The sequence below is a fragment of the Brucella rhizosphaerae genome, from assembly GCF_002252475.1.
Classification (GTDB): Bacteria; Pseudomonadota; Alphaproteobacteria; order Rhizobiales; family Rhizobiaceae; genus Brucella; species Brucella rhizosphaerae.
The window spans coordinates 1-21,689 of sequence record NZ_NNRK01000024.1 but is presented as its reverse complement, the minus strand read 5'-3'; the positions used below and the strand labels follow the sequence as shown (position 1 = coordinate 21,689).

The following is a 21,689-nucleotide window of genomic DNA, read 5'->3' as shown; positions in this document are numbered from 1 at the left end:
TAATCTGAAAACGAAAGCGCCGGGAAACCGGCGCTTTTTTGTTAACGCGAGATACTATCGGTAAGATTGCCGCGAATTTCGAGCAATCGGGCACGCATATCTTGCAGGTCGTCCAATGGCTGGCCGAGTGCGCAGAAAATCTGCTCAGGGATACTTTCCGCAGCTTCGCGCAAAGCTCGCCCCTCATCGGTCAATGTGATACGCACCTGCCGCTCATCCTGTGGGTCACGGCGGCGTCTGATGCGGCCAGCAGTTTCAAGGCGCTTGAGGAGCGGGGTCAAGGTGCCGGAATCAAGATTAAGCTTTCCGCCAATTTCCGAGACCGTCTGGTCGTCCTTTTCCCATAGAACCAGCATCACCAGAAATTGGGGATAGGTGAGGTCGAGCTTGCTCAGGATGGGCTGATAGGCACGGGTAAGAGCATTCGCGGTCGAATAGATCGCGAAGCAGACCATATCTGACAGGTGCAAGTGGGAGTCTTTGCGGTCGTTGTTCATGATCCACCTTCCTTATCCCGACTATACGATATGCACAATTGAATTGCGCGTCACATAATCGTGAAAATATATTTTGCAAAATTAGATTGCGAACAATTTAAATATTTGCAATTTTAGATGCGGAGATAAGTTCACAAACAGGAGACGTCATATGTCCATTCTCTATACCACACAGTCTACCGCAACGGGCGGACGTACCGGTAGCGCCAAGACCGCTGACGGACGCCTCAGCGTCGTTCTTGATACGCCAAAGGAACTGGGCGGTTCGGGCGGTGATGGCACCAATCCTGAACAGCTTTTTGCCTCTGGTTATGCGGCTTGCTTTCTTGGCGCTCTGAAATTCGTGGCATCCAAAGAGAAGGTTTCGATTTCAGCTGACACCACTGTGACCGCAACTGTTGGTATTGGTCCACGTGACGATGGCACAGGCTTCGGCCTTGATGTTGCTCTTGAGGTTGCCCTGCCGGGTGTCGACAAGGCCAAGGCTGAAGAGCTGGTCAACGCCGCGCACATCGTCTGCCCTTATTCGCACGCAACACGCGGCAATATCGATGTTCGGCTGAGTGTAGCCTGATCTGAAGAATATAAAAGGCGCCCGATAAGGGCGCCTTTTGTCTGATCTGTTAGCGAGAGAGGCTGCCCAATTGGTTCAGAGCAGCTTCAACCTGGCTGCGTGCCTCTGCTGCCAATGGCAGAATGGGGCGCGGAGGCTCGATCTTTGCAAGGCCAAGAAGGTCAGCAATTACATACATCACGCGAAAACTGCCATAGGTTCTGAACAGGTCCCACAGCGGCTCAAAAGCTGTGTTGATGCGCCCTGCTTCAACCTTGTTGCCTGCTTGTGCTGCGCGCGTCAGAGCCAGTGCCTCGACAGGAAGGAGGCCTGCAATGACGCTATAAAAGGCATCACAGCCAGCCAGAAGCGCATCTTTTGCACCCCAGTCACCGCTATAGCCAATTGAGAAGTTTTCAGGTGTTTCAGAACGAAGTTTTGAAAGCTCGTCCGCATAATCGCCATCGACGGGCAATGGCATTTTGATCGCCTTGATATTCTCGACATGTGCCAATCGCGCGATCAGTTCATGGCTGAAAACAAATTTGGTGGTACCGGGATTATTATAGACGCACAGCGGCAGATCAGTCGCGTCAGCAACTGCCTTGAAGTGCTGAAAGCCTTCTTCCTGAGTTAGTGGCGTATAGGAAACGGGTGCAAGCAACAGCGCATCCGCACCGGCGTCTGCGGCATCGCGGGCAAGGGCTTGTGCCTCATCAGTGCGTAACGCGCCGACGCCAACGATCAGCGGTATTTTCCCACCTATGCATTGCACGGCACTCTCCACGGCATGCCGACGCTGTTCACGCGTGAGAAAGGCATAACCGCCGGTGCTTCCCAACAGGCCGATCGAATCCGCACCGGCTGCTTGAATGCGTGTGAGAAACGTGTTGAGAGCATCCTCGATGAGATTGCCAGCTGCATCGATTGGCGTGAGCGGGAACGCGGACAGGCCTTTGAAAATATTCATTGCGACACTCGTTTCTTAAACAGTTTCAGCGTGACAGAAGCAGACGGATACCCGCAAGAGCAAAGACTACGGCCAGCACACCTTCAATCCAGCGACGGGCACCGCGATACAAGCGCACCATCGGTGCAGTTGAGAACACAATCGCATAGCCGCAGAAAATAGTAACGCTGAGTACAATACAGCCACCCAGAAACGCAGCCAGATGAGGCCAGGACGAGTTGGTACCAAGGCCGAGTGTGACCAAAGCAATCCACGACAATATGGATTTGGGGTTGGAGAGATGCATCAGCAATCCACGCCGATAAAGCTCGCCGCCTGAGAGAAATGCATCGCCATTGGTCGCGCGGGCCGCGATTTTAGCATCCGATGTCATGGCGGCACGTACAGCCTTGAAGGCCAGATATAGCAGATAAAGACCGCCAAAGATTTTAAGGATAACCAGCGCTTCCGCAAAGCGTGTGAGGATGGCTGAGACGCCGGTTACAGCCATCAAACCCCAGAAGATCGAGCCGGTTACAACACCAGAAGCGAATATAAGCCCCGCCTTTCGACCCTGATTCATGGCGACGCCCATGATGCGCATAGTGCTTGGGCCGGGGCTGCCGGCGGCAATTACATAGGTCGTGTAAACGAGGAGAAGCTGGTAGACAGCCGGGGACATACTCATGATCGCTACTCTTGCTGCTGTGGGGAAGTTAAAATCATTCCCGCTCATCAATATCTGTATAGTATTATGTTAAAATCGGCGGAAAATGCCGAAGAGATCATGGTTTTATCAAAGCGAATAAAACACATGCATTTTGGTGCGGTCTTATTCGGCCTGCGTTTCGAGAGCTTCCATATCATCATCCGAAAGGCCGAAATGGTGGCCGATTTCATGGATAAGAACGTGGGTGATGATATCGCCAAGCGTTTCTTCGTGCTCAGACCAGTAGTCGAGAATGGCGCGCCGGAAAAGTGTGATGCGGTTGGGGGCATCGCCCGTTTGCAGGCTGAAGCGTTCGCCAATACCCACACCTTCAAACAGGCCCAGAAGATCGAAAGGCGTTTCCAGCCCAAGGTCTTCGACGATCTGTTCTTCGGGGAAATCGGAGATCTGGATAATGATATCGCCACAGAGCGTGCGAAAATCCTGCGGAAGATGCGCTAACGCTTCGATCGCAATAGATTCGACTTCATCAAGCGAGGGCGAGAGACGTGTCGCCCAGTCGCCGCTTTGATCTTCTCGGGCCATTTCAGCCAACCGGGTCCTATTCAATGGTTCAGGCCGCCGGGCTTTCTGGCAATGAGCTTAGGATACAAAAAGCCATTATGCCCAGGGACGCTGTTGGGCGTTCTTTGCTTCGAACGTATCGATGCTTGTCGCCTTTTCCATGGTCAGGCCAATGTCATCGAGGCCATTGAGCAGGCAATGACGCTTGAAATCGTCCACGTCGAAGGAAATCGTGCCGCCATCGGGGCCATGAATTTCCTTGGCGTCAAGGTCGATCGTGAGCGTTGCATTGGCACCGCGTGAAGCATCATCCATCAGTTTGTCGAGATCTTCCTGACTGACTTTGATCGGCAGAATGCCGTTCTTGAAGCAGTTGTTGTAGAAGATATCGGCGAATGAAGTCGAGATCACACAACGAATGCCGAAATCGAGCAGAGCCCACGGCGCATGTTCACGCGATGAACCACAGCCAAAATTGTCGCCGGCAACCAGAATCTGTGCATTGCGGTAGCCGGGCTTGTTCAGCACGAAATCGGGATTTTCTGTTCCGTCTTCGTTGAAGCGCATTTCAGCAAACAGACCCTTGCTCAGACCCGTGCGCTTGATCGTCTTCAGATAATCCTTAGGGATAATCATGTCCGTATCGATATTGACGATCGGCAGGGGGGCTGCAACGCCCGTGAGCTTGGTGAACTTATCCATGTCTGGAGCCTGTCAGTTTGGTATTTGTAAATTTGAAGACTGGTTTACATCAGCATGACACAGAGTCAATGTATCTGGCCGCAAGTGCCCAATAGGTCGCAACCCAGAGGCAGACCGTTTGTGGCCTGCTCGCGGAACAGGCCACCGGTATGTTTGGGTACGTTTACAGCTTCAGCGCAATGCCGCCGGCCTCAACGCCGGTGAGACGGCGCGACTTGCCATCGGCCCCCACGACAACGGTAAAGCGTCGGCGCAGCATCGACAGGTTTGGTGAAACTGCGACATTGATCGCAGGTTCAAACTGCAGCGTGATGCGCCACAGGTCGCGCTTGATCGTTTCTTCGACACCAACCATACGGGCATCGAAAGGTGTGGTATGGAACATGCCAGAGACATGTTGTCCAACACGATAAGGCGCTGTGTCTTCCTGAATGCCTGGCTGTGCGGTCGCCACGTCTTGGCTTTCGCCACTGGTGGCGGCAAGCGTATTCCAGTCACGCGTACCCGATTGGCGGGCGACAAGGTCGAGCGCCTTTCCGTGGCTGATGGTGATACCTTCTTCGCCCAGGGCCTGACGTAATCTACGGGCCTGATGCTTGAATTCAGTTGTCATTTGCCCAGCAGTTGCTGTGGTCATTGTTTTCGCTCCTGATTGTGAGCGGCGTTTTCATGAACGGGTGCCCGCATTGCCGTTTCTGCCGTCACCGGAACAAAAACGAGAAACCGGAATGCTTTACCATGGCCAGAGGCTGCGGACGGCAGGTGCATTCCAACCGAAGGCTGGAAAATAGGCAGACATGTGGCAGATTTCAAGCCCCATGAATGTATGCGGGGGACGCTTGCGCCCCGGCGCTGTTCAGTGCACAAATTGCGCATGAAAACAATTGCCCGTCCGCGTCGATCTGTGTTGTTCGTGCCTGCTTCCAATAGCCGTGCACTCGAAAAATCACTGTCACTTGCAGCCGATTGCGTGATCTATGATCTGGAAGACTCTGTCGCGCCTGAAGCTAAAGCGACCGCGCGCGACGCGCTTGCTGCGCATTTTTCTGCCCATCCGCAGGTTGGCTTTGAGCGAATTGTGCGGGTGAATGCAGCCGATACGGAATGGGCCAAGGCTGATGTTACTGCCGCCGCGAAGATCGGGGCTGATGCCGTGCTTTTGCCGAAGGTTGAACGGCCGCAGGATGTTATAGATGCGGCGAACCGGCTTGATCGGAACGACGCCGATCTCGACGTACGGGTCTGGGCGATGATCGAAACGCCGCGTGGCATTCTCAATGCAGACGAAATTGCTGTTCTCGGACATCGTTCTGCGGCCAGGCTTGGTTGCTTTGTGGTTGGACCAAACGATATTGCGCGGGCGACTGGTGTCCGCCAGCAAGCAGGGCGCCCTTATCTGATCCCATGGCTCATGCAGATCATTCTCGCAGCACGCGCTGGCAGTATCGATGTGTTGGACGGTGTCTACAACGACTTTCGCGAGAGCGTTGGCTATGAAGCCGAGTGCATGCAGGCGGCTTCAATGGGGTTCGACGGCAAGACGCTCATTCATCCTTCACAGATCGAGGCTGCCAATCGCGCCTTTTCGCCATCAGACGAAGATGTTGCTCATGCTCGCGCGGTGATTGCCGTATTTGCGCAACCAGAAAACGCGGATAAGGGCGTCGTGTCGCTGGATGGACAGATGGTTGAACGCCTGCATCTCGAAATGGCTGAGCGCCTGCTCGTGAAATCCAGAGCATTTCCTGTCTAGGATGATGCTCTACTATTTGCCTTTACGCATGTCTTTATCCCAAAACCGGTTCCCACTTTTGGGAGACTTGCTCTAATTCTGAATAATGACAAAGGAAGAAAGACTATGAAGCTCTACCGTTTCATCACTGGCCCGGACGATTCCGCGTTCTGTCACCGCGTCACTGCTGCACTGAACAAGGGCTGGCAGCTTTACGGCTCGCCGACCTATGCATTCAATGCGGCAACGGGTGTTCTGCATTGCGGCCAGCCGGTGGTGAAGGAAGTCGAAGGCGTCGATTACACACCAGACGTCAAGCTCGGCGAATACTGATGGTCGTCCGCCGCATCGTTTCCAATATAGCCGCTGATGATCTCACGGCAGCAAAGCGCTTCTACGGAGACGTTTTGGAACTCGATGTGGTGATGGACCATGGCTGGATAGTGACCTATGCCGCAGACGCGGAAGCAAGGGTGCAGATCAGCTTTGCCACTGAAGGCGGATCGGGCACATCAGTGCCCGATCTTTCCATCGAGGTCGATGATGTTGATGCAGTGCTCAAGCGAATGATTGCTGCTGGCTTTGCCGTCGCATATGGACCGCAGGATGAGGAATGGGGCGTGCGCCGCTTCTTTGTGCACGATCCTTACGGACGGCTTGTGAACATTCTCAGCCACAAGAACTGAAAAAGGCCGGTTTCCCGGCCTTTTTGGTTTAGTTGAGCCCGCGTTTTTCAATCATCGCGTCCGGCGTAGGCATCTTGCCGCGGAATGCCTTGTAAAGCTCCTCCGGATCGCGGCTGCCACCGGCTGAATAGATATATTGCTTGAGTTTTGCCGCCAGTTCCGGATTGAAAGCGTCTCCGGTTTCCTCAAATGCAGAGAATGCATCGGCATCCAGTACTTCCGACCACATGTAGGAATAATAACCGGCTGAGTAGCCATCGCCTGAGAAGACGTGAGTGAAGTGCGGCGTGCGATGGCGCATGATGATAGCATCAGGCATCGACAGCTTTTTCAGCGTTGCCGCCTCAAAAGCCAACGGATCGGTGATCTTTTCCTTGCCTGTATGGAAAGCCATATCGACAAGAGCGGATGAGGTGAACTCGACCGTGTTGAACCCGGCATTGAATGAGCGGGCGGCGAGCACCTTATCGAGCAATGCCTTTGGCATCGCTTCGCCCGTGCGATAATGCACGGCATATTTTTCCAGCACAGCCGGAACCGTCAGCCAATGTTCGTAAAGCTGCGATGGCAGTTCAACGAAGTCGCGCGAAACGGAGGTGCCCGATACTGCAGGCCACGTCACATCTGACAGAAGCCCATGCAGTGCATGGCCGAATTCATGGAACAGCGTGCGCGCGTCATCGAGCGAAAGCAGGGCAGGCTCGCCAGCTTTTGGCTTTGCGAAGTTCATCACATTGTAGATGAATGGCTTCTGCCCGGCATCGAGCTTATGGCTCGATTGCAACGCGCTCATCCAAGCGCCAGAACGTTTGGATGTACGGGCAAAATAATCGCCAAGGAACAGGCCGCGTTCACTGCCATCCGCGTTCAGGACCTGAAATACCCGTACATCCGGGTGCCAGGTGGTGATGCCTTTCTTCTCTTCAAAGCGGATGCCGAAAAGGCGGGTCGCCACATCGAAACTTGCGTCAATGATTTTTTCGAGCTGCAGATAGGGCTTCAGCTCTGCTTCATCAAAAGCGAAACGTTCAGCGCGAAGTTTTTCGGCATAGAACCGCCAGTCCCATGGTGCAACCTTGTGGTTGCCGCCATCGGCCACAATCAGCCGCTCCAGTTCGATTTCTTCTTCGTGCGCCTTGGCGCGGGCCTTGTCCCAGACAGGTTCCAGCAGGTCCATGACGGCCTTCGGCGTTTTGGCCATGGTGTCGTCGAGTTTGTAAGCCGCGAAATTGGCGTAGCCGAGCAAATGCGCCTTGCGTTCTCGCAGTTCCACCATCTCGCGCACGATCTCGCGATTGTCGGTCTCGCCGCCATTTTCGCCGCGCTTGCCCCACGCGTTAAAGGCCTGTTCGCGGAGTTCACGATTTTCCGAGAAGGAAAGGAAGGGCTCCACAATCGAGCGTGACAGCGTGACCGCCCATGCGTCGGGCTGACCACGTTCGGCAGCAGCACTCTGCATCGCATTCTTCAGAAAATCCGGAAGGCCCGCGAGGTCCGCTTCATCCGTGATGAAAAGCGCCCAGCTTGATTCATCCTTCAGCACATTCTGGCCGAAGCGCGCACCAAGCCCGGCAAGCTTTTCGTTGATGCCTGCCAGTTCCTTTTTGCCGGCTTCATCCAGCCTGGCACCAGAACGGACAAAGCCCTTCCAGGTCTTTTCCAGCACGCGCTTGGTTTCGACATCAAGATCAAGATGGTCGCGATTTTCATAAAGTGCGTCGATACGCGCAAAAAGCGCCGGATCCATCATGATACGGGAGTAATGACGCGACATTTTCGGTGCCATTTCGCGTTCCAGCGCCTGGATATCGTCATTGCTGTGTGCTCCAGCCCGCATCCAGAAAATCGAGGAGACACGGTCGAGAGATTTGCCTGAGAGCTGCAAGGCTTTCAGTGTGTTCTCAATCGTTGCATCAGCAGTGGCGTTGGTAATGGCTTCCACTTCGGCAAGGTCTTGCGCCAGTGCTGTATCGAAAGCAGGTGCGAAATCAGCATCCTTGAACGCGGCAAAATCCGGCAGCCCCAGAGGTCCGTTCCATTCGGTCAGTGCGTGATTGTAGGTGGGCTTGTCGGACATCAGAAAACTCCGGATCAAATGAATTCGATATGCATCAGACTTAGGAGTTCAATGCTGGCGGGGCAAGGGTAATTGCCAAGCTTTCAATTGCCGGGGAGCCTTTGCTTGACCCTGTCCCATACAGACCATAGGGATGAATGGCGGTCTTGCTCCCATGAAAATGCGGGCACTTAATAATTTTCTCAAGATGTGGCTTGCTGGTTGCGGATTTTCTCAACCGCCGTCGAGCCGAGAGCGATTGTTGTCATCCATGAATGTCGCGCCTGATCATCGTAATGCCCAAGACGCGCAGCCCGTGATGAGCGAATTGCGGGTTGGCGTTATCGGAGGTCTTCTGGCTGCATTGGGTCTCATGTCGATGGCGCTTTATACGCCCGCCATGACAGAGATCGTTCATGCATTCGGCACGACCGAGGCGCTCGTCAAGCTCACCATCTCTGTCTATCTCGCGGGCTTCTGTTTTTCGCAGCTTGTCTGTGGGCCTTTATCTGACGGTTTCGGGCGCAGGCCGATCACCATTGCATTTATGATGATTTATCTGGCCGCAAGCATTATGGCCTTGTTCTCGACCACCATCGATATGCTGTTGGTGGCACGGTTCCTGCAAGGCGTGGGAGCGGCTGTCGGCGTTACGATCTCGCGGGCAATCGTGCGCGATCTTTTTACCCATGACGCATCGGCCCGTGTGATGAACCTCATCGGCATTGTCATTGCAGTGGGGCCTGCTGTCGCACCGACACTGGGTGGTTTCACCATGGAGCTTTTTGGTTGGCAGGCGATTTTCATCGTAATGGTCTGCCTGGGCATTCTGGTCGTCCTGATGGCAATCTTCATCATCAAGGAAACGGTCAGTCGTGATCTTAGCCGGATCAGACCGACGGAATTGCTGCGCTCCTACCGCACATTGCTGACCAGTCGCCAGTTCATTTATGCAAGTCTCGGGGTCGGTGGCACAACCGGCGGGCTTTACACGGCGGCGACCATTCTGCCCTTCATTCTGATGGGGCGTGTGGGCATGACTGCCACACAATTTGGCATGGGACTGCTTTTGCAGACGAGCTGCTATTTTGCGGGCAGCCTGCTGTTTCGCCGGTTGATGCAGGTCTATCGTCCCCGTCAGCTGGCCGGTGCCGGATATGTCGCTATGGTCATTGCCAGTATTCTTATCGCAACGCTGCTGCGGATTTTTGAGCCGTCCTATCTGCTTGTCATGTTGCCGATGGCGCTGTTTGCGTTTGGGGTGGCGCTGGTGATGCCGGTGATGACATCGGCAGGTATGGCGCCATATCCCAAAATGGCAGGCGCTGCGTCCGCAATGATGGGGTTCTTTCAAATGGGAGGCGGGCTCGCTGGTGGTACAATTGCCGCTTTAATGGGCGATCCGGTCATTGCATTTGCAACACTTATCCCGGCACTCGGCTTCATTGCTGCAATTGCATTTCTGTTGTGGTTGCGTTTGCAACAGGCAAGCTGAAACCAGCATGAAAAAGCTTTCATGATTGCTCCCCGGGGCTTGACTTTAAGGGCAGTCGGGGGCACATCACGCTCGCAGCCGCATTCTATCTGGCCGCATTTCAACCGGAGCTTTATTCTCTTATGCCAAGCGACAGTCACAGTCGATTGTTTCAGCCGTCAAGGCAGTTCGTGATCTGATCGCTTGAGGTCGGCTTGCACGGTCTGTCTTCGACGGCGGATCGACAGAAAGGCAAGCCCTTATGACCGACAACAACTTCTTTTCTGAAGTGCTCAATGTTGCCGACCTCCCTGCTGCAGCAATTGCCAGCCGCATCGCCGATATTCGTACGGGCGACGCGGTCGAGATCGTCAATGAACTGGATGCCGATGACGCAGTAGCCGTTATCGCCCAGCTTTCGCACGAAGATGCCATCCGCCTGCTCGATCAGCCGGAGATGGAACGTGCAACCGAAATTCTGGCCATCCTTCCTCCAAACACAGCAAGCCTGTTGCTTGATGGCATGTCCGCGGACCGCGCGACTGACGTCTTTCAGGAGCTGGAAGATAGCGACCGCGCGCGCCTGTTTCCCATCCTTGCGCCTGAAACAAAGGCTGCACTGAAGAAACTTATGGGCTACCCGCCGAACACGGCCGGTAGTTTGATGACCATCGAGTTCATCACCGTGCCGTCAAATTGGAATGTCGGGCAGACGCTCGATCATATCCGCCAGGTCGAGCGCACACGTGAGACGGTTTACGCAATCTATGTGGTTGATCCGGAAACCCGCGTTTTGCTGGGCGTCGTCAGTTTGCGTCGTCTGATCATTCGTGAGCTGGACGAACCTATCCTGTCGCTTGCTCGCGATGATGATCCGATCACCATCTCGCCACATGCGGATCGTGAGGATGTCGCACGTCTGTTCCGAAAGCACGATCTGCTTGCTGTGCCTGTCGTTGATGACAGCCGCCATATCATCGGCATTGTAACTGTCGATGATGTGCTGGATGCCATGACAGAAGAAGCGAGTGAAGACGCTTACCGTTTCGGCGGTATGGAGGCGCTCGACAAGCCTTATATGCGCATCGGCTTTGGTGAGATGCTGAAAAAGCGTGCTGGCTGGCTGGGCATCCTCTTCCTGGGCGAAATGCTGACGGCAAGCGCTATGCAGCATTTTGAACTTGAGCTGGAAAAGGCGCTCGTGCTGACGCTGTTTATTCCGCTCATCATGTCTTCGGGCGGCAATTCAGGTTCACAGGCAACCTCGCTGATCATCCGCGCGCTTGCACTTCAGGAAGTCAGGCTGAAAGACTGGTGGCGGGTCGCGATCCGCGAAGTGCCGACCGGTCTGGCATTGGGCAGCTTCCTCGGCTTGATTGGTATGGTGCGTATCGCGCTATGGCAGAAGCTTGGCATTTACGATTACGGTGAGCACTGGATTCTGGTGGGTGCAACTGTCGGCATGGCGCTGGTTTGTATTGTGACATTCGGTTCGGTAACGGGCTCAATGCTGCCATTCATCCTCAAACGACTGGGCTTTGATCCAGCCAGTGCATCGGCGCCTTTTGTTGCGACTTTGGTCGACGTAACGGGCCTTGTGATCTATTTCAGTGTTGCGCTGGTTATTTTGTCTGGAACGCTTTTATAGGCCCTACCGACAAAAAACTGTCAGAATGACAGTGTAAAAATGCAATTAAATCCGGGCTTTTCGGGTTAATTGAGGGGCAGTTTCGCGCTGCCCCTTTCTAAAACGTAAAAAAACCTGTAAGAGCGCCCCATTGATTTTCCGTGCATCCATCTTGGCGCGGCTCCCAACTCATATAGAAGTGATCTCCATATGGAATTGCGTAATATCGCTATTATCGCACACGTCGATCATGGCAAAACCACACTGGTCGACGAACTGCTGAAGCAGTCCGGCTCTTTCCGTGACAATCAGCGCGTTGCAGAACGCATGATGGACTCCAACGATATCGAGCGCGAGCGCGGGATCACCATTCTTGCAAAGGCAACCTCGGTTGTCTGGAAGAACACCCGTATCAACATCGTCGACACGCCAGGCCACGCCGATTTCGGCGGTGAAGTTGAGCGTATCCTTTCGATGGTTGACGGCGCTATCGTTCTCGTTGACGCCGCTGAAGGCCCGATGCCACAGACGAAGTTCGTTGTTGGCAAGGCGCTCAAGGTTGGCCTGCGTCCGATCGTTGCGATCAACAAGATCGACCGTCCGGATGGTCGTCATGCAGAAGTCATCAACGAAGTGTTCGACCTTTTCGCTAATCTCGATGCGACTGACGAACAACTCGACTTCCCGATCCTTTATGGTTCGGGTCGTAACGGCTGGATGGCGCTGAACCCGGAAGGTCCTCAGGATCAGGGTCTGGCACCACTGTTCGATCTGGTGTTGAAGCACGTGCCTGCGCCAAAGGTTGCAGCAGGTCCGTTCAACATGATCGGTACGATTCTTGAAGCCGACCCGTTCCTCGGACGCATCATCACCGGTCGTATTCATTCGGGTTCCGTCAAATCCAACCAGCCTGTCAAGGTTCTGGGTCAGGACGGTACGCTTCTTGAAACTGGTCGTATTTCCAAGATCCTCGCGTTCCGCGGTATCGAGCGTCAGGCGATTGATGAAGCACATGCAGGCGATATCGTTGCCATTGCCGGTCTTTCCAAGGGTACGGTTGCTGACACGTTCTGCGATACATCGGTAAGCGTTCCGCTTGAAGCGCAGCCAATCGATCCACCAACCGTAACCATGTCTTTCATCGTCAATGACAGCCCTTATGCTGGCACTGAGGGCGACAAGGTAACGAGCCGCGTTATCCGCGATCGTCTGCTGAAAGAAGCTGAAGGCAATGTTGCGCTGAAGATCGAAGAATCGAGCGAGAAGGATTCCTTCTTTGTTTCGGGTCGTGGCGAATTGCAGCTTGCTGTGCTGATCGAAAACATGCGCCGTGAAGGCTTCGAGCTTGGCGTTTCGCGCCCGCGCGTCGTCATGAAAGAAGGCGAAAACGGCGAAATGCTTGAGCCGGTTGAAGAAGTCGTCATCGACGTTGATGAAGAATATTCCGGCACCGTTGTTCAGAAGATGTCCGAGCGCAAGGCCGAAATGGTCGAGCTGCGTCCTTCGGGCGGCAACCGCGTTCGCATGGTTTTCTACGCACCGACCCGTGGTCTTATCGGCTACCAGTCGGAACTTCTGACCGATACGCGCGGTACGGCGATCATGAACCGCCTGTTCCACGATTATCAGCCATACAAGGGCGAAATCTCGGGCCGTAACAATGGCGTGCTGATTTCCAACGATCAGGGTGAAGCTGTTGCTTACGCGCTCTTCAACCTTGAAGATCGTGGTCCGATGATCATTGACGCTGGCGTCAAGGTTTATCAGGGCATGCTGATCGGCATTCACAGCCGCGATAATGATCTTGAAGTCAACGTGTTGAAGGGCAAGAAGCTCACCAACGTTCGCGCCTCGGGCAAGGACGAAGCCGTGAAGCTGACCCCGCCGATCCGCATGACGCTGGAACGTGCTCTGTCGTGGATTCAGGACGACGAACTGGTCGAAGTGACACCGAAGTCGATCCGTCTTCGCAAGCTTTACCTCGATCCAAATGAGCGCAAGCGCTTTGAAAAGAGCGGCAAGTCAGGCGTTGCCTGATTTGCTATAAAAATTATGAAAGAACGGCGCCTTCTGGCGCCGTTTTTTTGTTTCGATTTTTAAGTAAAATTGCATTTAATATGAGTATCCTATAGATTAGTTATGATTAATATAAATATTGATAATTGATTTTAATTGATTGTTCGATTTTTTTATTGTTCCTTTCGGTGATTACGGCAAAGTATTCCCCATTTTATAGGAATTGCAACAATGTGTTTAGCCTGTAACCCCGGACTGATGGCTGTATTCAAGCACACCACTTCACGACGCGACTTCCTGAAATATATGGGGGGTGCCGCTGTTTCGACGTTTGCTGCAACCGCGGTGGAGCCAGCGTTGGCTATGGGCAACAGGTCGAGCGCCAATTCGTCGGCCGATGTGATCTTCCGCCGTGGAACCATTCTCACGCTCAATACTGAAACACCTCAAGCCGAGGCGATCGCCGTACGTGGAAACCGCATCGTCGCAGTGGGCACGTCGGAACATGTCGATAAGTTTCGCGGCCGCGCCACACGCATTGTCGAACTGGACGGCAGAACGCTGATGCCAGGTTTGATTGATCCACATATGCATTCTGTCTTTGTTGTCATGGACGACTGGATCGACGTAGGACCTATTACTACGCCAACATTCGACCAGGTCTGGAGCGCGCTGCGCAACGGCGTCAGCAAGGCCAGCGATGGCGAATGGGTGCGCGCCAAACAATTCGATCCGAGCATCACTAAGGGTGCTCATATTCCGACATTGGCAGAGTTGGATGCGCTGGCACCAAACAATCCGTTTTTCATGATGGAGAGCAACGGTCATATCGCTTATGCCAATAGCAAGGCCTTCGCTCTGGTCGGCATCACCGATACGACACCGAACCCGCCTGAAGCGCGTTACGGCAAAACGCCCGATGGCAAATTGAGCGGCCGTCTTGAAGAGCCGCCTGCATTCAATACATTTATTGAAAAAATGCCTTTGCCAACGGCTGCTGACGTCTCGACCAGTATCCGACGTATGCTCGACAAGGCCGCTTCGGTCGGTTGCACGTCGCTGCATGATTGCGGTGTTGGCATGATGGCACCTGCAGAACACATGGCATTGCTGGATCAGGTGATGTCGCAGAACCCACCAATACGCTATCGGGGAATGCTGGTTTCGACCGCTATGGATCAGTGGGAGAAGATGAACATCAAACCGGGCCATGGCACCGATCTTTATCGCTATGGTGGCGTCAAGGCCTGGGCGGATGGTTCCAATCAGGCCCGCACTGGCTATCAGCGCGAAAACTATCTTGGGACCAATGATCGTGGCGCGATGAACTATACGCCTGAACAGCTGACTGCAGCTATCCGGCGGGCACATCAGGGCGGTTGGCAGGTTGGCGTTCATGCCAATGGCGATGCAGCCATCGATGCGACAATTGCGGCCTATGAAACTGTGTTGAAAGAGATGCCGCGTGACGATCATCGTCATCGCATCGAGCATTGCAGCATTTTCCATCAGGATCAGATGCAAAAGGCAAAAGAGCTGGGGCTGCAGCCGTCCTTCCTCATTGGGCATGTGCGCTGGTGGGGCAAGGCGTTCCGTGATGAAATTCTCGGGCCTGAGCGTGCGAAGCTCTATGATCCCTGCGCAAGCGCGCTCGCTGAAGGCTTACGCATTTCTTTCCATTCCGATTGGAACGTGACGCCTATTGAGCCGCTGCGCTATGTCGAGGACGCTGTTGCACGTGTCATGAGTGATGGCGGTGAAGTCTTTTATCCTGACGAACGTATCCCGGTCGAGCAGGCGCTACGCTGTGTGACCATTGATGCGGCCTATCATTGTAAGATGGACGATATCGTTGGAAGTCTCGATGAAGGAAAATGCGCAGATTTCGCAATTCTCGAAGAAGATCCGACAAAGGTAGACCCTACGAAGATCAGCAAGATCAAGGTCAGCGAAACCTGGATGGATGGTCAGAAGCGGTATAGTGCCTGATCGGACTCTTCGGGTTGTGTCATAAATCAAAAGGGCGGCCGCAAATTGTGCAGCCGCTCTTTTTCGTTTATCTCTCGCCGCGACGATAGGGTTGCATCAGCGCCTGCGGTACGCGCGCGCGGCGCGCCATGACGATCAGAGCCACAATCGACATGATATATGGGATCATCAGGAAGAGCTGATAGGGAACCACCTTGCCGTAAACGGTCTGTAAGCGCAGCTGGAACGCGTCGAAGAGCGCGAAGAGCAATGCGCCGAGAAGTGCGCGCGCTGGCTTCCACGAGGCAAATACGACGAGTGCAATGCATACCCAGCCGCGCCCCTGCATCATGGTTGGGAAAAACGAGTTGAATGCTGAGAGGGTCAGGAATGCTCCACCCACCGCCATCAGGGCGCTTCCGAACATGATTGTGAAAATGCGAACGCGGATCGGGTTGATGCCTTGCGCTTCGGCGGCATGTGGATTTTCACCAGTCATGCGGATGGCAAGGCCGAGCGGCGTGCGGAAAAGCACATAGCCAAGCAGAAGTGCCAGCGGAATGGCAATCCATGTCAATGCTGTCTGCGTGCCAAGCACCTGCCCGATGAATGGGATATCGGCAAGCCATGACGGATTGACTGGCTGAAAGGGCGTAATCGTTGGCGGCGTTGATGACAGCGGCACCAGCAGGCGGAACAAGAAATAGCTCAGGCTTGATGCAAACAGCGTGATGCCGAGGCCAACCACATGCTGTGACAGGCCAAGCGGCACTGTAAGGGCTGCATGAAGCAGACCGAACGATGCGCCGGATGCTGCGGCTACAAGTACGCCTACCCAAAGATCGGCACCATTATAGACAGCTAGCCAGCCGATCATCGCGCCAAAGGTCATGATGCCTTCGATGCCGAGATTGAGCACGCCTGCGCGTTCACAATATAGCGCGCCGAGTGTGCCAAAAATCAGCGGCGTTGCAATACGCAGGACCGAGACCCAGAGGCCAGCGGAAAGCAGGATATCCATTAACTCGTTCATCGGGCTATCCTGTATTGGGTGAAGAACAACGCAACCAGCATGGTGAGCAGCGAAAGCGCTACCGTGACGTCGGCGATGAAGCTTGGAATGCCGATGGCGCGGCTCATTCCGTCCGCACCCACAAACATGGCAGCGGCGAAAAGTGCCGAAAATATTGCGCCGATTGGGTTCAGATTGGCCAGCATGGCGACGATAATACCGGAATAGCCGAAGCCCGGCGAAAGGTCGGTCGTCACATAACCTTTAACGCCCATGACCTGTATCGCGCCTGCAAGACCGGCCAGACCACCCGAGATGCAGGCGACCTTCACCAGTGTTTTTCCAAGTGGAACACCCGCGAAGCGGGCTGCTTGTGGATTAAGGCCAGCTGCTTTGGTTTCGAGGCCGAAAACGGTGCGTTTCTGCACATAGGCAATGATGAGTGCAAGTGCGATGGCGATTAAGATGCCGATGTGGAGCCGCATCCCGGCCATGATCTTGGGCAGGACCGCGGCATCAGGCACAGGTTCCGACTGGGGCCAGCCAAAAGCGAGCGGGTCCTTCATCGGGCCTTCGATCATCATCGAGACGAATAATACTGCGATGAAATTGAGCAGCAGTGTCGTCACGACTTCATCGACGCCAAAACGCAGGCGCAGACCAAGCGGGATCAGCAGAAAGATCATGCCAGCAATTGCGCCGACGATGAGCAGCAACGGAATGAGCAAAGGGGCGGGCAGCTGCAATTGTGTGCCGAAGGCCACGACTGCAAGCGCACCCATATAGAATTGGCCTTCAGCGCCGATATTCCAGAGTTTGGAACGAAAGGCCACAGCTGCAGCAAGGCCGGTCAGCATCAAAGGTGTGGCGCGCGTCAGGGTTTCAGTGATCGAGAGTTTGTTGCCGAATGCTCCAATTGCAATCTGGCGGAAGGATTCAAACACTGGTGCGCCAGCGCTGGCAATCAGCAGGCCCGCAAGCACGAAAGCAACCAGAACGGCAACAACCGGCGCAGTTGCCACCAGAGCCATTGGCCTTGTCTCGCGTCTTTCAATACGCATCAGTTGAGCCCCTTCGTGGTCTTTGTCTGCCATTCGCCGGCCATCATCATGCCAAGCCTTTGCGCATTCGCCTCGCTCGCGTCAATTGATAGCGAGAGCCTGCCTTTAACGATTGCCTGCACCCGATCGGCGAGACCAATAATTTCGTCCAGATCCTCTGAGATCAGCAGCACGGCTGCACCCTTGGCGCGGGCTTCCAGAATGCGGGCATGGATGGCTGCGACGGCTCCTTCATCAAGGCCACGTGTGGGCTGTGCAGCGATCAGAATGCGCGGTGCCGTTTCAAGATTGCGACCCAGAATGAGTTTCTGCATATTGCCGCCCGAAAGCAGTCGAATTCGGCTGTCGGGTGTTCCGCCGCGCACGTCAAAATCCCTGATAATGCGATCAGTAAATTCGCGCGCAGCTGTGCGGTTGACCAAAAGACCGTTGGAAAATTGCGGATCGCGTACGCGTTCAAGGACAGCATTTTCCCACAGTGTCAGATCGCCAATTGCGCCTTCCGCATTGCGATCTTCCGGAATACGACCGACACCTTCGGCTACAAACTGGCGTGGGTCGAATTTTGTGACTTGCTGTCCGAACATGACAAGCGCGCCATTGGCGGGCTGGTTAAGGCCAGAAACAAGACGCCCAAGGGCGGCCTGACCATTGCCCGAAACACCGATGATGCCAAGCGTTTCACCGGCGCGCAGGTGGAAGTCGAGGTCAGTCAGACGCGTTATGCCTTCCTCAACCACGGTCACATTCTTTGCTTCCAGCAAGGTTTCGCCGGGAGTTGCGAGCGCACGTGACGGGCGCGAAACGCGGCGACCGACCATCAATTCAGCAAGCTCTTCCTTGGATGTCTCGGAAGCTTTTCGCTCGGCCACCAGTTTGCCGCCGCGCAGTACCACAACGCGGTCCGCTGCCGACATGACTTCATGCAGTTTGTGCGAAATGAAAATAAGCGAGAGGCCCTGACGCGCCATCTCTTTGAGCGTCGCAAACAGACCTTCGGCTTCCTGTGTGGTCAGAACGGCAGTCGGCTCATCGAGGATCAGAATGTCAGCATCGTTATAAAGTGCTTTCAGGATTTCCACGCGCTGTTGTTCGCCGACCGAAAGATCACCAAGTCGCGCATTCGGATCGACCTGCAAGCCAAAACGCCTGGCAATCTCCGCAATCCTGGCGCGAGCAGCGCCATGCGATGATTTCAGCTTCCACAGGCTTTCAGTGCCGGTGATGATATTCTCAAGAACGGTGAGGTTGGGCGCAAGCGTGAAGTGCTGATGCACCATGCCAACACCAGCATCAATGGCCGCGCGTGGTTTACCCTGCGGGATTTCCACGCCTTTGACAAAGACACGGCCCTCATCCGGCACATAGTGGCCGAAGAGGATATTCATCAACGTCGTCTTGCCAGCACCATTCTCACCCAGAAAAGCAAGGATTTCGCCGTGCTCAAGCTTCAGCGAAATATCATCATTGGCGGTAAGCGCGCCAAACCGCTTGGTTATGTTTTGCAGTTCAAGAACTGTCATGGTCATGTGTTCAACCCCGCAACGGGAAATTTATGCTGCCAGCGATGGTCCTCCTCCATCAGCTCGCCCAGGTTCAGGAGAAGATTGTCCGCTCCTGTTCGTCCAATCAACTGAATTGCAAGCGGCATACCGTTTGCATCCTCACCAAAGGGCATGGAAAGCGCTGGGAAGCCTGAAATATTGGCCAGTGCCGCATAAGGTGCAAATTCATTCATCTTCTGCCAATGTGAGTCCACATCGTCATGATCCATAGGATAGGAGCCGACAGGTTGCGACGCTTGCGACAGCATCGGTGTGATCAGCACGTCGATATCGTGGAAAACCTGCCAGAGCTTGTATGCGGTCATAACGCCGCCATTCATGGCATCGTAAAGCTCAACGGCGTTCATCTTGCGACCGCGTGCAGCAACAGCGCGTGTCAGCTGTTCGAGTTTTTCTTCATCAATCGAAAATGCATCGATGGCCGATGCGAGATTGGCCGAGATGATGCGATCAAAGGCAGTCGCGCTGGCATCAATGAGAGGCGCGAGCGTTGCTGTTTTGATCTCACGGATCGTGTGACCCCGAGCTTCCAGAAAACGTGCAGCATCGGCAACCACTTGCTGACGCTCGGTCGTGATCGGATATCCAGTCAGATCGCCTGAAATAATGCCGATACGCAGCTTCTCAGGCCTGGTGTCTGAAGCAAGTACCACATCGGGCAGAAAGCTTTCGATGTTTCCCACCATAAGCGGGTACAGTGTCTTTGCATCACGGATGGAACGACAAAGGGCGAATTCGCTCGCAATGCCTGCAAGATAATTGCCGAAATGTGGACCGGCTGGCATGGCGCCGCGGCTTGGCTTCAGGCCGATAAGCCCGCAGGCGGCCGCCGGAACACGGATTGAGCCGCCTGCATCGGTTGCATGGGCTATCGAAACGATACCCGCAGCAACGGCTGCTGCTGCACCACCGGACGAGCCTGCAGGAGACAGCGTCTCATCAAATGGGTGGCGAGCGACAGGGCCATCAACAGGTTCACTGGCAAGTGCCATGCCGAATTCCGGCACAGTTGTTGTTCCGAAGAAGTTGAGACCGGCCTTGCGTAATCGTGCAGCCAGTTCTGAATCAAGCTCTGACGGCGCATCAGCACAGGCGCGTGAGCCGAGACGGATTGGCAATCCAGCGCATGGCCCGCCCAGGTCCTTGAACAGCGATGGCACTCCGGCAAAAGCTGCTTTGTTAGGGCTGGTATCGAACGCGGTCGCATTGTTGCGCCCAAGTTCTGTATCGAGATATGCAATGGCGCCCAGAGGGCGCCATTTTTCTGCGGCTTCAATAGCAGCATCCATGGCCTCTCGCGCAGTCAAAACGCCGTCTGCGATCGCTTTGGCGAGCGCCGTTGCATCCTGTTGCTTCATGTCGAGTGTCACTTCTGCTGCCCTGATCGTTTGTTATTTTGGCTCTGCCGGATTTGGCTCGATCTTGAAAGTACCGGCTTTGATCTCGGCGCGGCGCGCTTCCATCTTGGCTTCAGCTTCTGCAGGAGCAACGCCCTTGACGTAGACGATGTCGTTGCCGCCTTCCTTCATCAGGCTGAATGGGGTGTAATCCTTGCCGGTTGGCTGACCAGCCTTAACATCGGCAATGGCTGCATTGAGGATCGGGCGGAAATACCACATCGCATTGGCGAAGACGGTGTCAGGATAACGTGGGGTGTAGTCGATCAGCGAGCCGATCGCCTTGATGCCGCGTTCCTTGGCGGCATCTGCGGTGCCGATGCGTTCGCCAAACAGAATGTCTGCACCGGAATCGATCTGCGCCAGACCTGCTTCGCGTGCCTTCGGTGGATCGAAGAATGTACCGATATAGGATGCATTGAATTTCGCATCCGGGCGGGTTTCCTTTACACCATCCTGAAACGCATTGATCAGCATGTTGACTTCCGGGATTGGCACAGCACCGACCGAGCCGAAGGTCCCTGATTTGCTCATGCTGCCTGCCAGCATGCCAGCGAGATAGGCTGCTTCAAAATTCCACGTGCCGAACACACCGAAATTTTCACCCTGTGCCTTGCCGGACGACCCCATGATAAACGTGGTCTGCGGATAATCGCCTGCAACCTGTCGCGCTTCGCGCTCGACTGCATAGGATTCACCGACAATCAGCTTGATGCCCTGTTCGGCATATTCGCGCATCGCACGTGGATAATCGCTGGCCGAAACGCCTTCTGAGAAGACATATTCGATTACACCTTCGTCGTTGGCCTGCTTCAGCGCTTCATGAAGGCGCGAATTCCACGCGTTTTCAACCGGCGAAGCATGAATGCCTGCAACTTTGAGCTTTTCGTCCGCAGCAAAAACGCGCGTTGTGATGGCGGTTGCACCAAGAGCCGCAGACATCGCAAGAATGTCGCGGCGAGTGAATTTTGATGTTCTGGTCATAGGAACCCCTCTTGGGTGATTATAGGCGTGCATTTTTGCGCGACGGAGAGCACGTTAAAGCGCGGTTCGATCTGATAGAATAAGATCGGCGCTCTAACTTCTTCTATTTCAAGCATAATCTTATCGTGCCTCGTTTCACTCCGGTCGGATTATGCTCTAGAGCGTAGACTCATAAA

The 21,689-nt window shown here is 54.5% G+C and carries 20 protein-coding genes; 8 read left to right on the top strand and 12 right to left on the bottom strand.

The genetic code is table 11. The annotated features are described in order from the left end of the window. Window positions 1-41 precede the first annotated feature (41 nt). Window positions 42-497 carry a MarR family winged helix-turn-helix transcriptional regulator gene (locus CEV32_RS07310; protein WP_094575716.1) on the bottom strand — a complete coding sequence of 152 codons (456 nt, stop codon included), beginning with the start codon at window positions 495-497 and terminating at the stop codon, window positions 42-44. Between the two features lie 151 nt (window positions 498-648). On the opposite strand from CEV32_RS07310, the gene CEV32_RS07305 reads away from it, so the two are divergent. Next, window positions 649-1,071, top strand: coding sequence for an organic hydroperoxide resistance protein (locus tag CEV32_RS07305; protein WP_094575714.1), 423 nt, complete (start codon window positions 649-651; stop codon window positions 1,069-1,071). Between the two features lie 49 nt (window positions 1,072-1,120). On the opposite strand, the gene CEV32_RS07300 is transcribed toward CEV32_RS07305, so the two are convergent. The 5 genes from CEV32_RS07300 to CEV32_RS07280 form a co-directional block, all read right to left on the bottom strand. After that, a complete protein-coding gene (locus tag CEV32_RS07300; RefSeq protein WP_094575712.1) occupies window positions 1,121-2,020 on the bottom strand; it encodes a dihydrodipicolinate synthase family protein in 900 nt (299 codons plus the stop codon). Window positions 2,021-2,045: 25 nt separating this feature from the next. After that, the gene (locus CEV32_RS07295) at window positions 2,046-2,687 is read right to left on the bottom strand and encodes a LysE family translocator (protein ID WP_374883552.1); all 642 of its coding nucleotides are present in this window, start codon (window positions 2,685-2,687) and stop codon (window positions 2,046-2,048) included. Between the two features lie 144 nt (window positions 2,688-2,831). Then, window positions 2,832-3,254, bottom strand: coding sequence for a metallopeptidase family protein (locus tag CEV32_RS07290; RefSeq protein ID WP_094575802.1), 423 nt, complete (start codon window positions 3,252-3,254; stop codon window positions 2,832-2,834). Window positions 3,255-3,329: 75 nt separating this feature from the next. Further along, window positions 3,330-3,935 carry a 3-isopropylmalate dehydratase small subunit gene (gene leuD / locus CEV32_RS07285; protein ID WP_094575710.1) on the bottom strand — a complete coding sequence of 202 codons (606 nt, stop codon included), beginning with the start codon at window positions 3,933-3,935 and terminating at the stop codon, window positions 3,330-3,332. A gap of 163 nt (window positions 3,936-4,098) precedes the next feature. Continuing rightward, window positions 4,099-4,572, bottom strand: coding sequence for a glyoxalase superfamily protein (locus CEV32_RS07280; protein WP_094575708.1), 474 nt, complete (start codon window positions 4,570-4,572; stop codon window positions 4,099-4,101). Window positions 4,573-4,809: 237 nt separating this feature from the next. Between CEV32_RS07280 and CEV32_RS07270 the strand changes: the two genes are divergently transcribed. From CEV32_RS07270 to CEV32_RS07260, 3 genes are all read left to right on the top strand, one after another. After that, entirely contained in the window at window positions 4,810-5,688 is an 879-nt protein-coding gene (locus tag CEV32_RS07270; RefSeq protein WP_094575704.1) for an HpcH/HpaI aldolase/citrate lyase family protein, read from the top strand. Window positions 5,689-5,793: 105 nt separating this feature from the next. Further along, window positions 5,794-6,000, top strand: coding sequence for a DUF1737 domain-containing protein (locus CEV32_RS07265; RefSeq protein ID WP_094575702.1), 207 nt, complete (start codon window positions 5,794-5,796; stop codon window positions 5,998-6,000). Then, the gene (locus CEV32_RS07260; RefSeq protein ID WP_094575700.1) at window positions 6,000-6,353 is read left to right on the top strand and encodes a VOC family protein; all 354 of its coding nucleotides are present in this window, start codon (window positions 6,000-6,002) and stop codon (window positions 6,351-6,353) included. The genes CEV32_RS07265 and CEV32_RS07260 overlap by 1 nt, the downstream gene beginning before the upstream one ends. A 28-nt stretch (window positions 6,354-6,381) precedes the next feature. Here CEV32_RS07260 and CEV32_RS07255 read toward each other — a convergent pair whose 3' ends face one another. Further along, window positions 6,382-8,430: a M3 family metallopeptidase gene (locus CEV32_RS07255; protein WP_094575698.1), complete on the bottom strand. Its 2,049-nt coding sequence runs from the start codon at window positions 8,428-8,430 to the stop codon at window positions 6,382-6,384. 250 nt (window positions 8,431-8,680) lie between these two features. Here CEV32_RS07255 and CEV32_RS07250 point away from each other — a divergent pair, with 250 nt between their 5' ends. The 4 genes from CEV32_RS07250 (at window position 8,681) to CEV32_RS07235 (ending at window position 15,515) form a co-directional block, all read left to right on the top strand. Further along, window positions 8,681-9,904, top strand: coding sequence for a multidrug effflux MFS transporter (locus tag CEV32_RS07250; RefSeq protein ID WP_094575800.1), 1,224 nt, complete (start codon window positions 8,681-8,683; stop codon window positions 9,902-9,904). Between the two features lie 241 nt (window positions 9,905-10,145). Then, window positions 10,146-11,531, top strand: coding sequence for a magnesium transporter (gene mgtE, locus CEV32_RS07245; RefSeq protein WP_094575696.1), 1,386 nt, complete (start codon window positions 10,146-10,148; stop codon window positions 11,529-11,531). 189 nt (window positions 11,532-11,720) lie between these two features. Next, window positions 11,721-13,547 carry a translational GTPase TypA gene (gene typA / locus CEV32_RS07240; protein ID WP_094575694.1) on the top strand — a complete coding sequence of 609 codons (1,827 nt, stop codon included), beginning with the start codon at window positions 11,721-11,723 and terminating at the stop codon, window positions 13,545-13,547. A 210-nt stretch (window positions 13,548-13,757) separates the two neighbouring features. Then, window positions 13,758-15,515: an amidohydrolase gene (locus tag CEV32_RS07235; RefSeq protein ID WP_235818757.1), complete on the top strand. Its 1,758-nt coding sequence runs from the start codon at window positions 13,758-13,760 to the stop codon at window positions 15,513-15,515. Between the two features lie 67 nt (window positions 15,516-15,582). Here CEV32_RS07235 and CEV32_RS07230 read toward each other — a convergent pair whose 3' ends face one another. Genes CEV32_RS07230 through CEV32_RS07210 form a run of 5 tightly spaced genes read right to left on the bottom strand, consistent with a single transcriptional unit; the run spans window position 15,583 to window position 21,513 of the window. Beyond that, window positions 15,583-16,527: an ABC transporter permease gene (locus CEV32_RS07230; RefSeq protein ID WP_094575692.1), complete on the bottom strand. Its 945-nt coding sequence runs from the start codon at window positions 16,525-16,527 to the stop codon at window positions 15,583-15,585. Next, the gene (locus CEV32_RS07225; protein WP_094575690.1) at window positions 16,524-17,567 is read right to left on the bottom strand and encodes an ABC transporter permease; all 1,044 of its coding nucleotides are present in this window, start codon (window positions 17,565-17,567) and stop codon (window positions 16,524-16,526) included. Before CEV32_RS07225 ends, CEV32_RS07230 begins: the two co-directional genes overlap by 4 nt. Beyond that, window positions 17,567-19,096, bottom strand: a complete 1,530-nt coding sequence (locus CEV32_RS07220) for an ABC transporter ATP-binding protein (protein WP_094575688.1) — start codon at window positions 19,094-19,096, stop codon at window positions 17,567-17,569. Before CEV32_RS07220 ends, CEV32_RS07225 begins: the two co-directional genes overlap by 1 nt. Further along, entirely contained in the window at window positions 19,093-20,490 is a 1,398-nt protein-coding gene (locus CEV32_RS07215; RefSeq protein ID WP_094575686.1) for an amidase, read from the bottom strand. The genes CEV32_RS07220 and CEV32_RS07215 overlap by 4 nt, the downstream gene beginning before the upstream one ends. A 33-nt stretch (window positions 20,491-20,523) precedes the next feature. Beyond that, window positions 20,524-21,513, bottom strand: coding sequence for a BMP family protein (locus tag CEV32_RS07210; RefSeq protein ID WP_094575684.1), 990 nt, complete (start codon window positions 21,511-21,513; stop codon window positions 20,524-20,526). Window positions 21,514-21,689 lie beyond the last annotated feature (176 nt).

What these genes read in the sequence shown, in the direction of transcription:
- CEV32_RS07220 (WP_094575688.1), bottom strand. Translation starts at nt 19,096, where the DNA reads ATGACCATGACAGTTCTTGAACTGCAAAACATAACCAAGCGGTTTGGC.
- CEV32_RS07300 (WP_094575712.1), bottom strand. Translation starts at nt 2,020, where the DNA reads ATGAATATTTTCAAAGGCCTGTCCGCGTTCCCGCTCACGCCAATCGAT.
- CEV32_RS07295 (WP_374883552.1), bottom strand. Translation starts at nt 2,687, where the DNA reads ATGAGTATGTCCCCGGCTGTCTACCAGCTTCTCCTCGTTTACACGACC.
- CEV32_RS07250 (WP_094575800.1), top strand. Translation starts at nt 8,681, where the DNA reads ATGAATGTCGCGCCTGATCATCGTAATGCCCAAGACGCGCAGCCCGTG.
- mgtE (WP_094575696.1), top strand. Translation starts at nt 10,146, where the DNA reads ATGACCGACAACAACTTCTTTTCTGAAGTGCTCAATGTTGCCGACCTC.
- leuD (WP_094575710.1), bottom strand. Translation starts at nt 3,935, where the DNA reads ATGGATAAGTTCACCAAGCTCACGGGCGTTGCAGCCCCCCTGCCGATC.
- CEV32_RS07235 (WP_235818757.1), top strand. Translation starts at nt 13,758, where the DNA reads ATGTGTTTAGCCTGTAACCCCGGACTGATGGCTGTATTCAAGCACACC.
- CEV32_RS07210 (WP_094575684.1), bottom strand. Translation starts at nt 21,513, where the DNA reads ATGACCAGAACATCAAAATTCACTCGCCGCGACATTCTTGCGATGTCT.
- CEV32_RS07225 (WP_094575690.1), bottom strand. Translation starts at nt 17,567, where the DNA reads ATGCGTATTGAAAGACGCGAGACAAGGCCAATGGCTCTGGTGGCAACT.
- CEV32_RS07305 (WP_094575714.1), top strand. Translation starts at nt 649, where the DNA reads ATGTCCATTCTCTATACCACACAGTCTACCGCAACGGGCGGACGTACC.
- typA (WP_094575694.1), top strand. Translation starts at nt 11,721, where the DNA reads ATGGAATTGCGTAATATCGCTATTATCGCACACGTCGATCATGGCAAA.
- CEV32_RS07230 (WP_094575692.1), bottom strand. Translation starts at nt 16,527, where the DNA reads ATGAACGAGTTAATGGATATCCTGCTTTCCGCTGGCCTCTGGGTCTCG.
- CEV32_RS07255 (WP_094575698.1), bottom strand. Translation starts at nt 8,430, where the DNA reads ATGTCCGACAAGCCCACCTACAATCACGCACTGACCGAATGGAACGGA.
- CEV32_RS07215 (WP_094575686.1), bottom strand. Translation starts at nt 20,490, where the DNA reads ATGAAGCAACAGGATGCAACGGCGCTCGCCAAAGCGATCGCAGACGGC.
- CEV32_RS07265 (WP_094575702.1), top strand. Translation starts at nt 5,794, where the DNA reads ATGAAGCTCTACCGTTTCATCACTGGCCCGGACGATTCCGCGTTCTGT.
- CEV32_RS07280 (WP_094575708.1), bottom strand. Translation starts at nt 4,572, where the DNA reads ATGACCACAGCAACTGCTGGGCAAATGACAACTGAATTCAAGCATCAG.
- CEV32_RS07310 (WP_094575716.1), bottom strand. Translation starts at nt 497, where the DNA reads ATGAACAACGACCGCAAAGACTCCCACTTGCACCTGTCAGATATGGTC.
- CEV32_RS07260 (WP_094575700.1), top strand. Translation starts at nt 6,000, where the DNA reads ATGGTCGTCCGCCGCATCGTTTCCAATATAGCCGCTGATGATCTCACG.
- CEV32_RS07270 (WP_094575704.1), top strand. Translation starts at nt 4,810, where the DNA reads ATGAAAACAATTGCCCGTCCGCGTCGATCTGTGTTGTTCGTGCCTGCT.
- CEV32_RS07290 (WP_094575802.1), bottom strand. Translation starts at nt 3,254, where the DNA reads ATGGCCCGAGAAGATCAAAGCGGCGACTGGGCGACACGTCTCTCGCCC.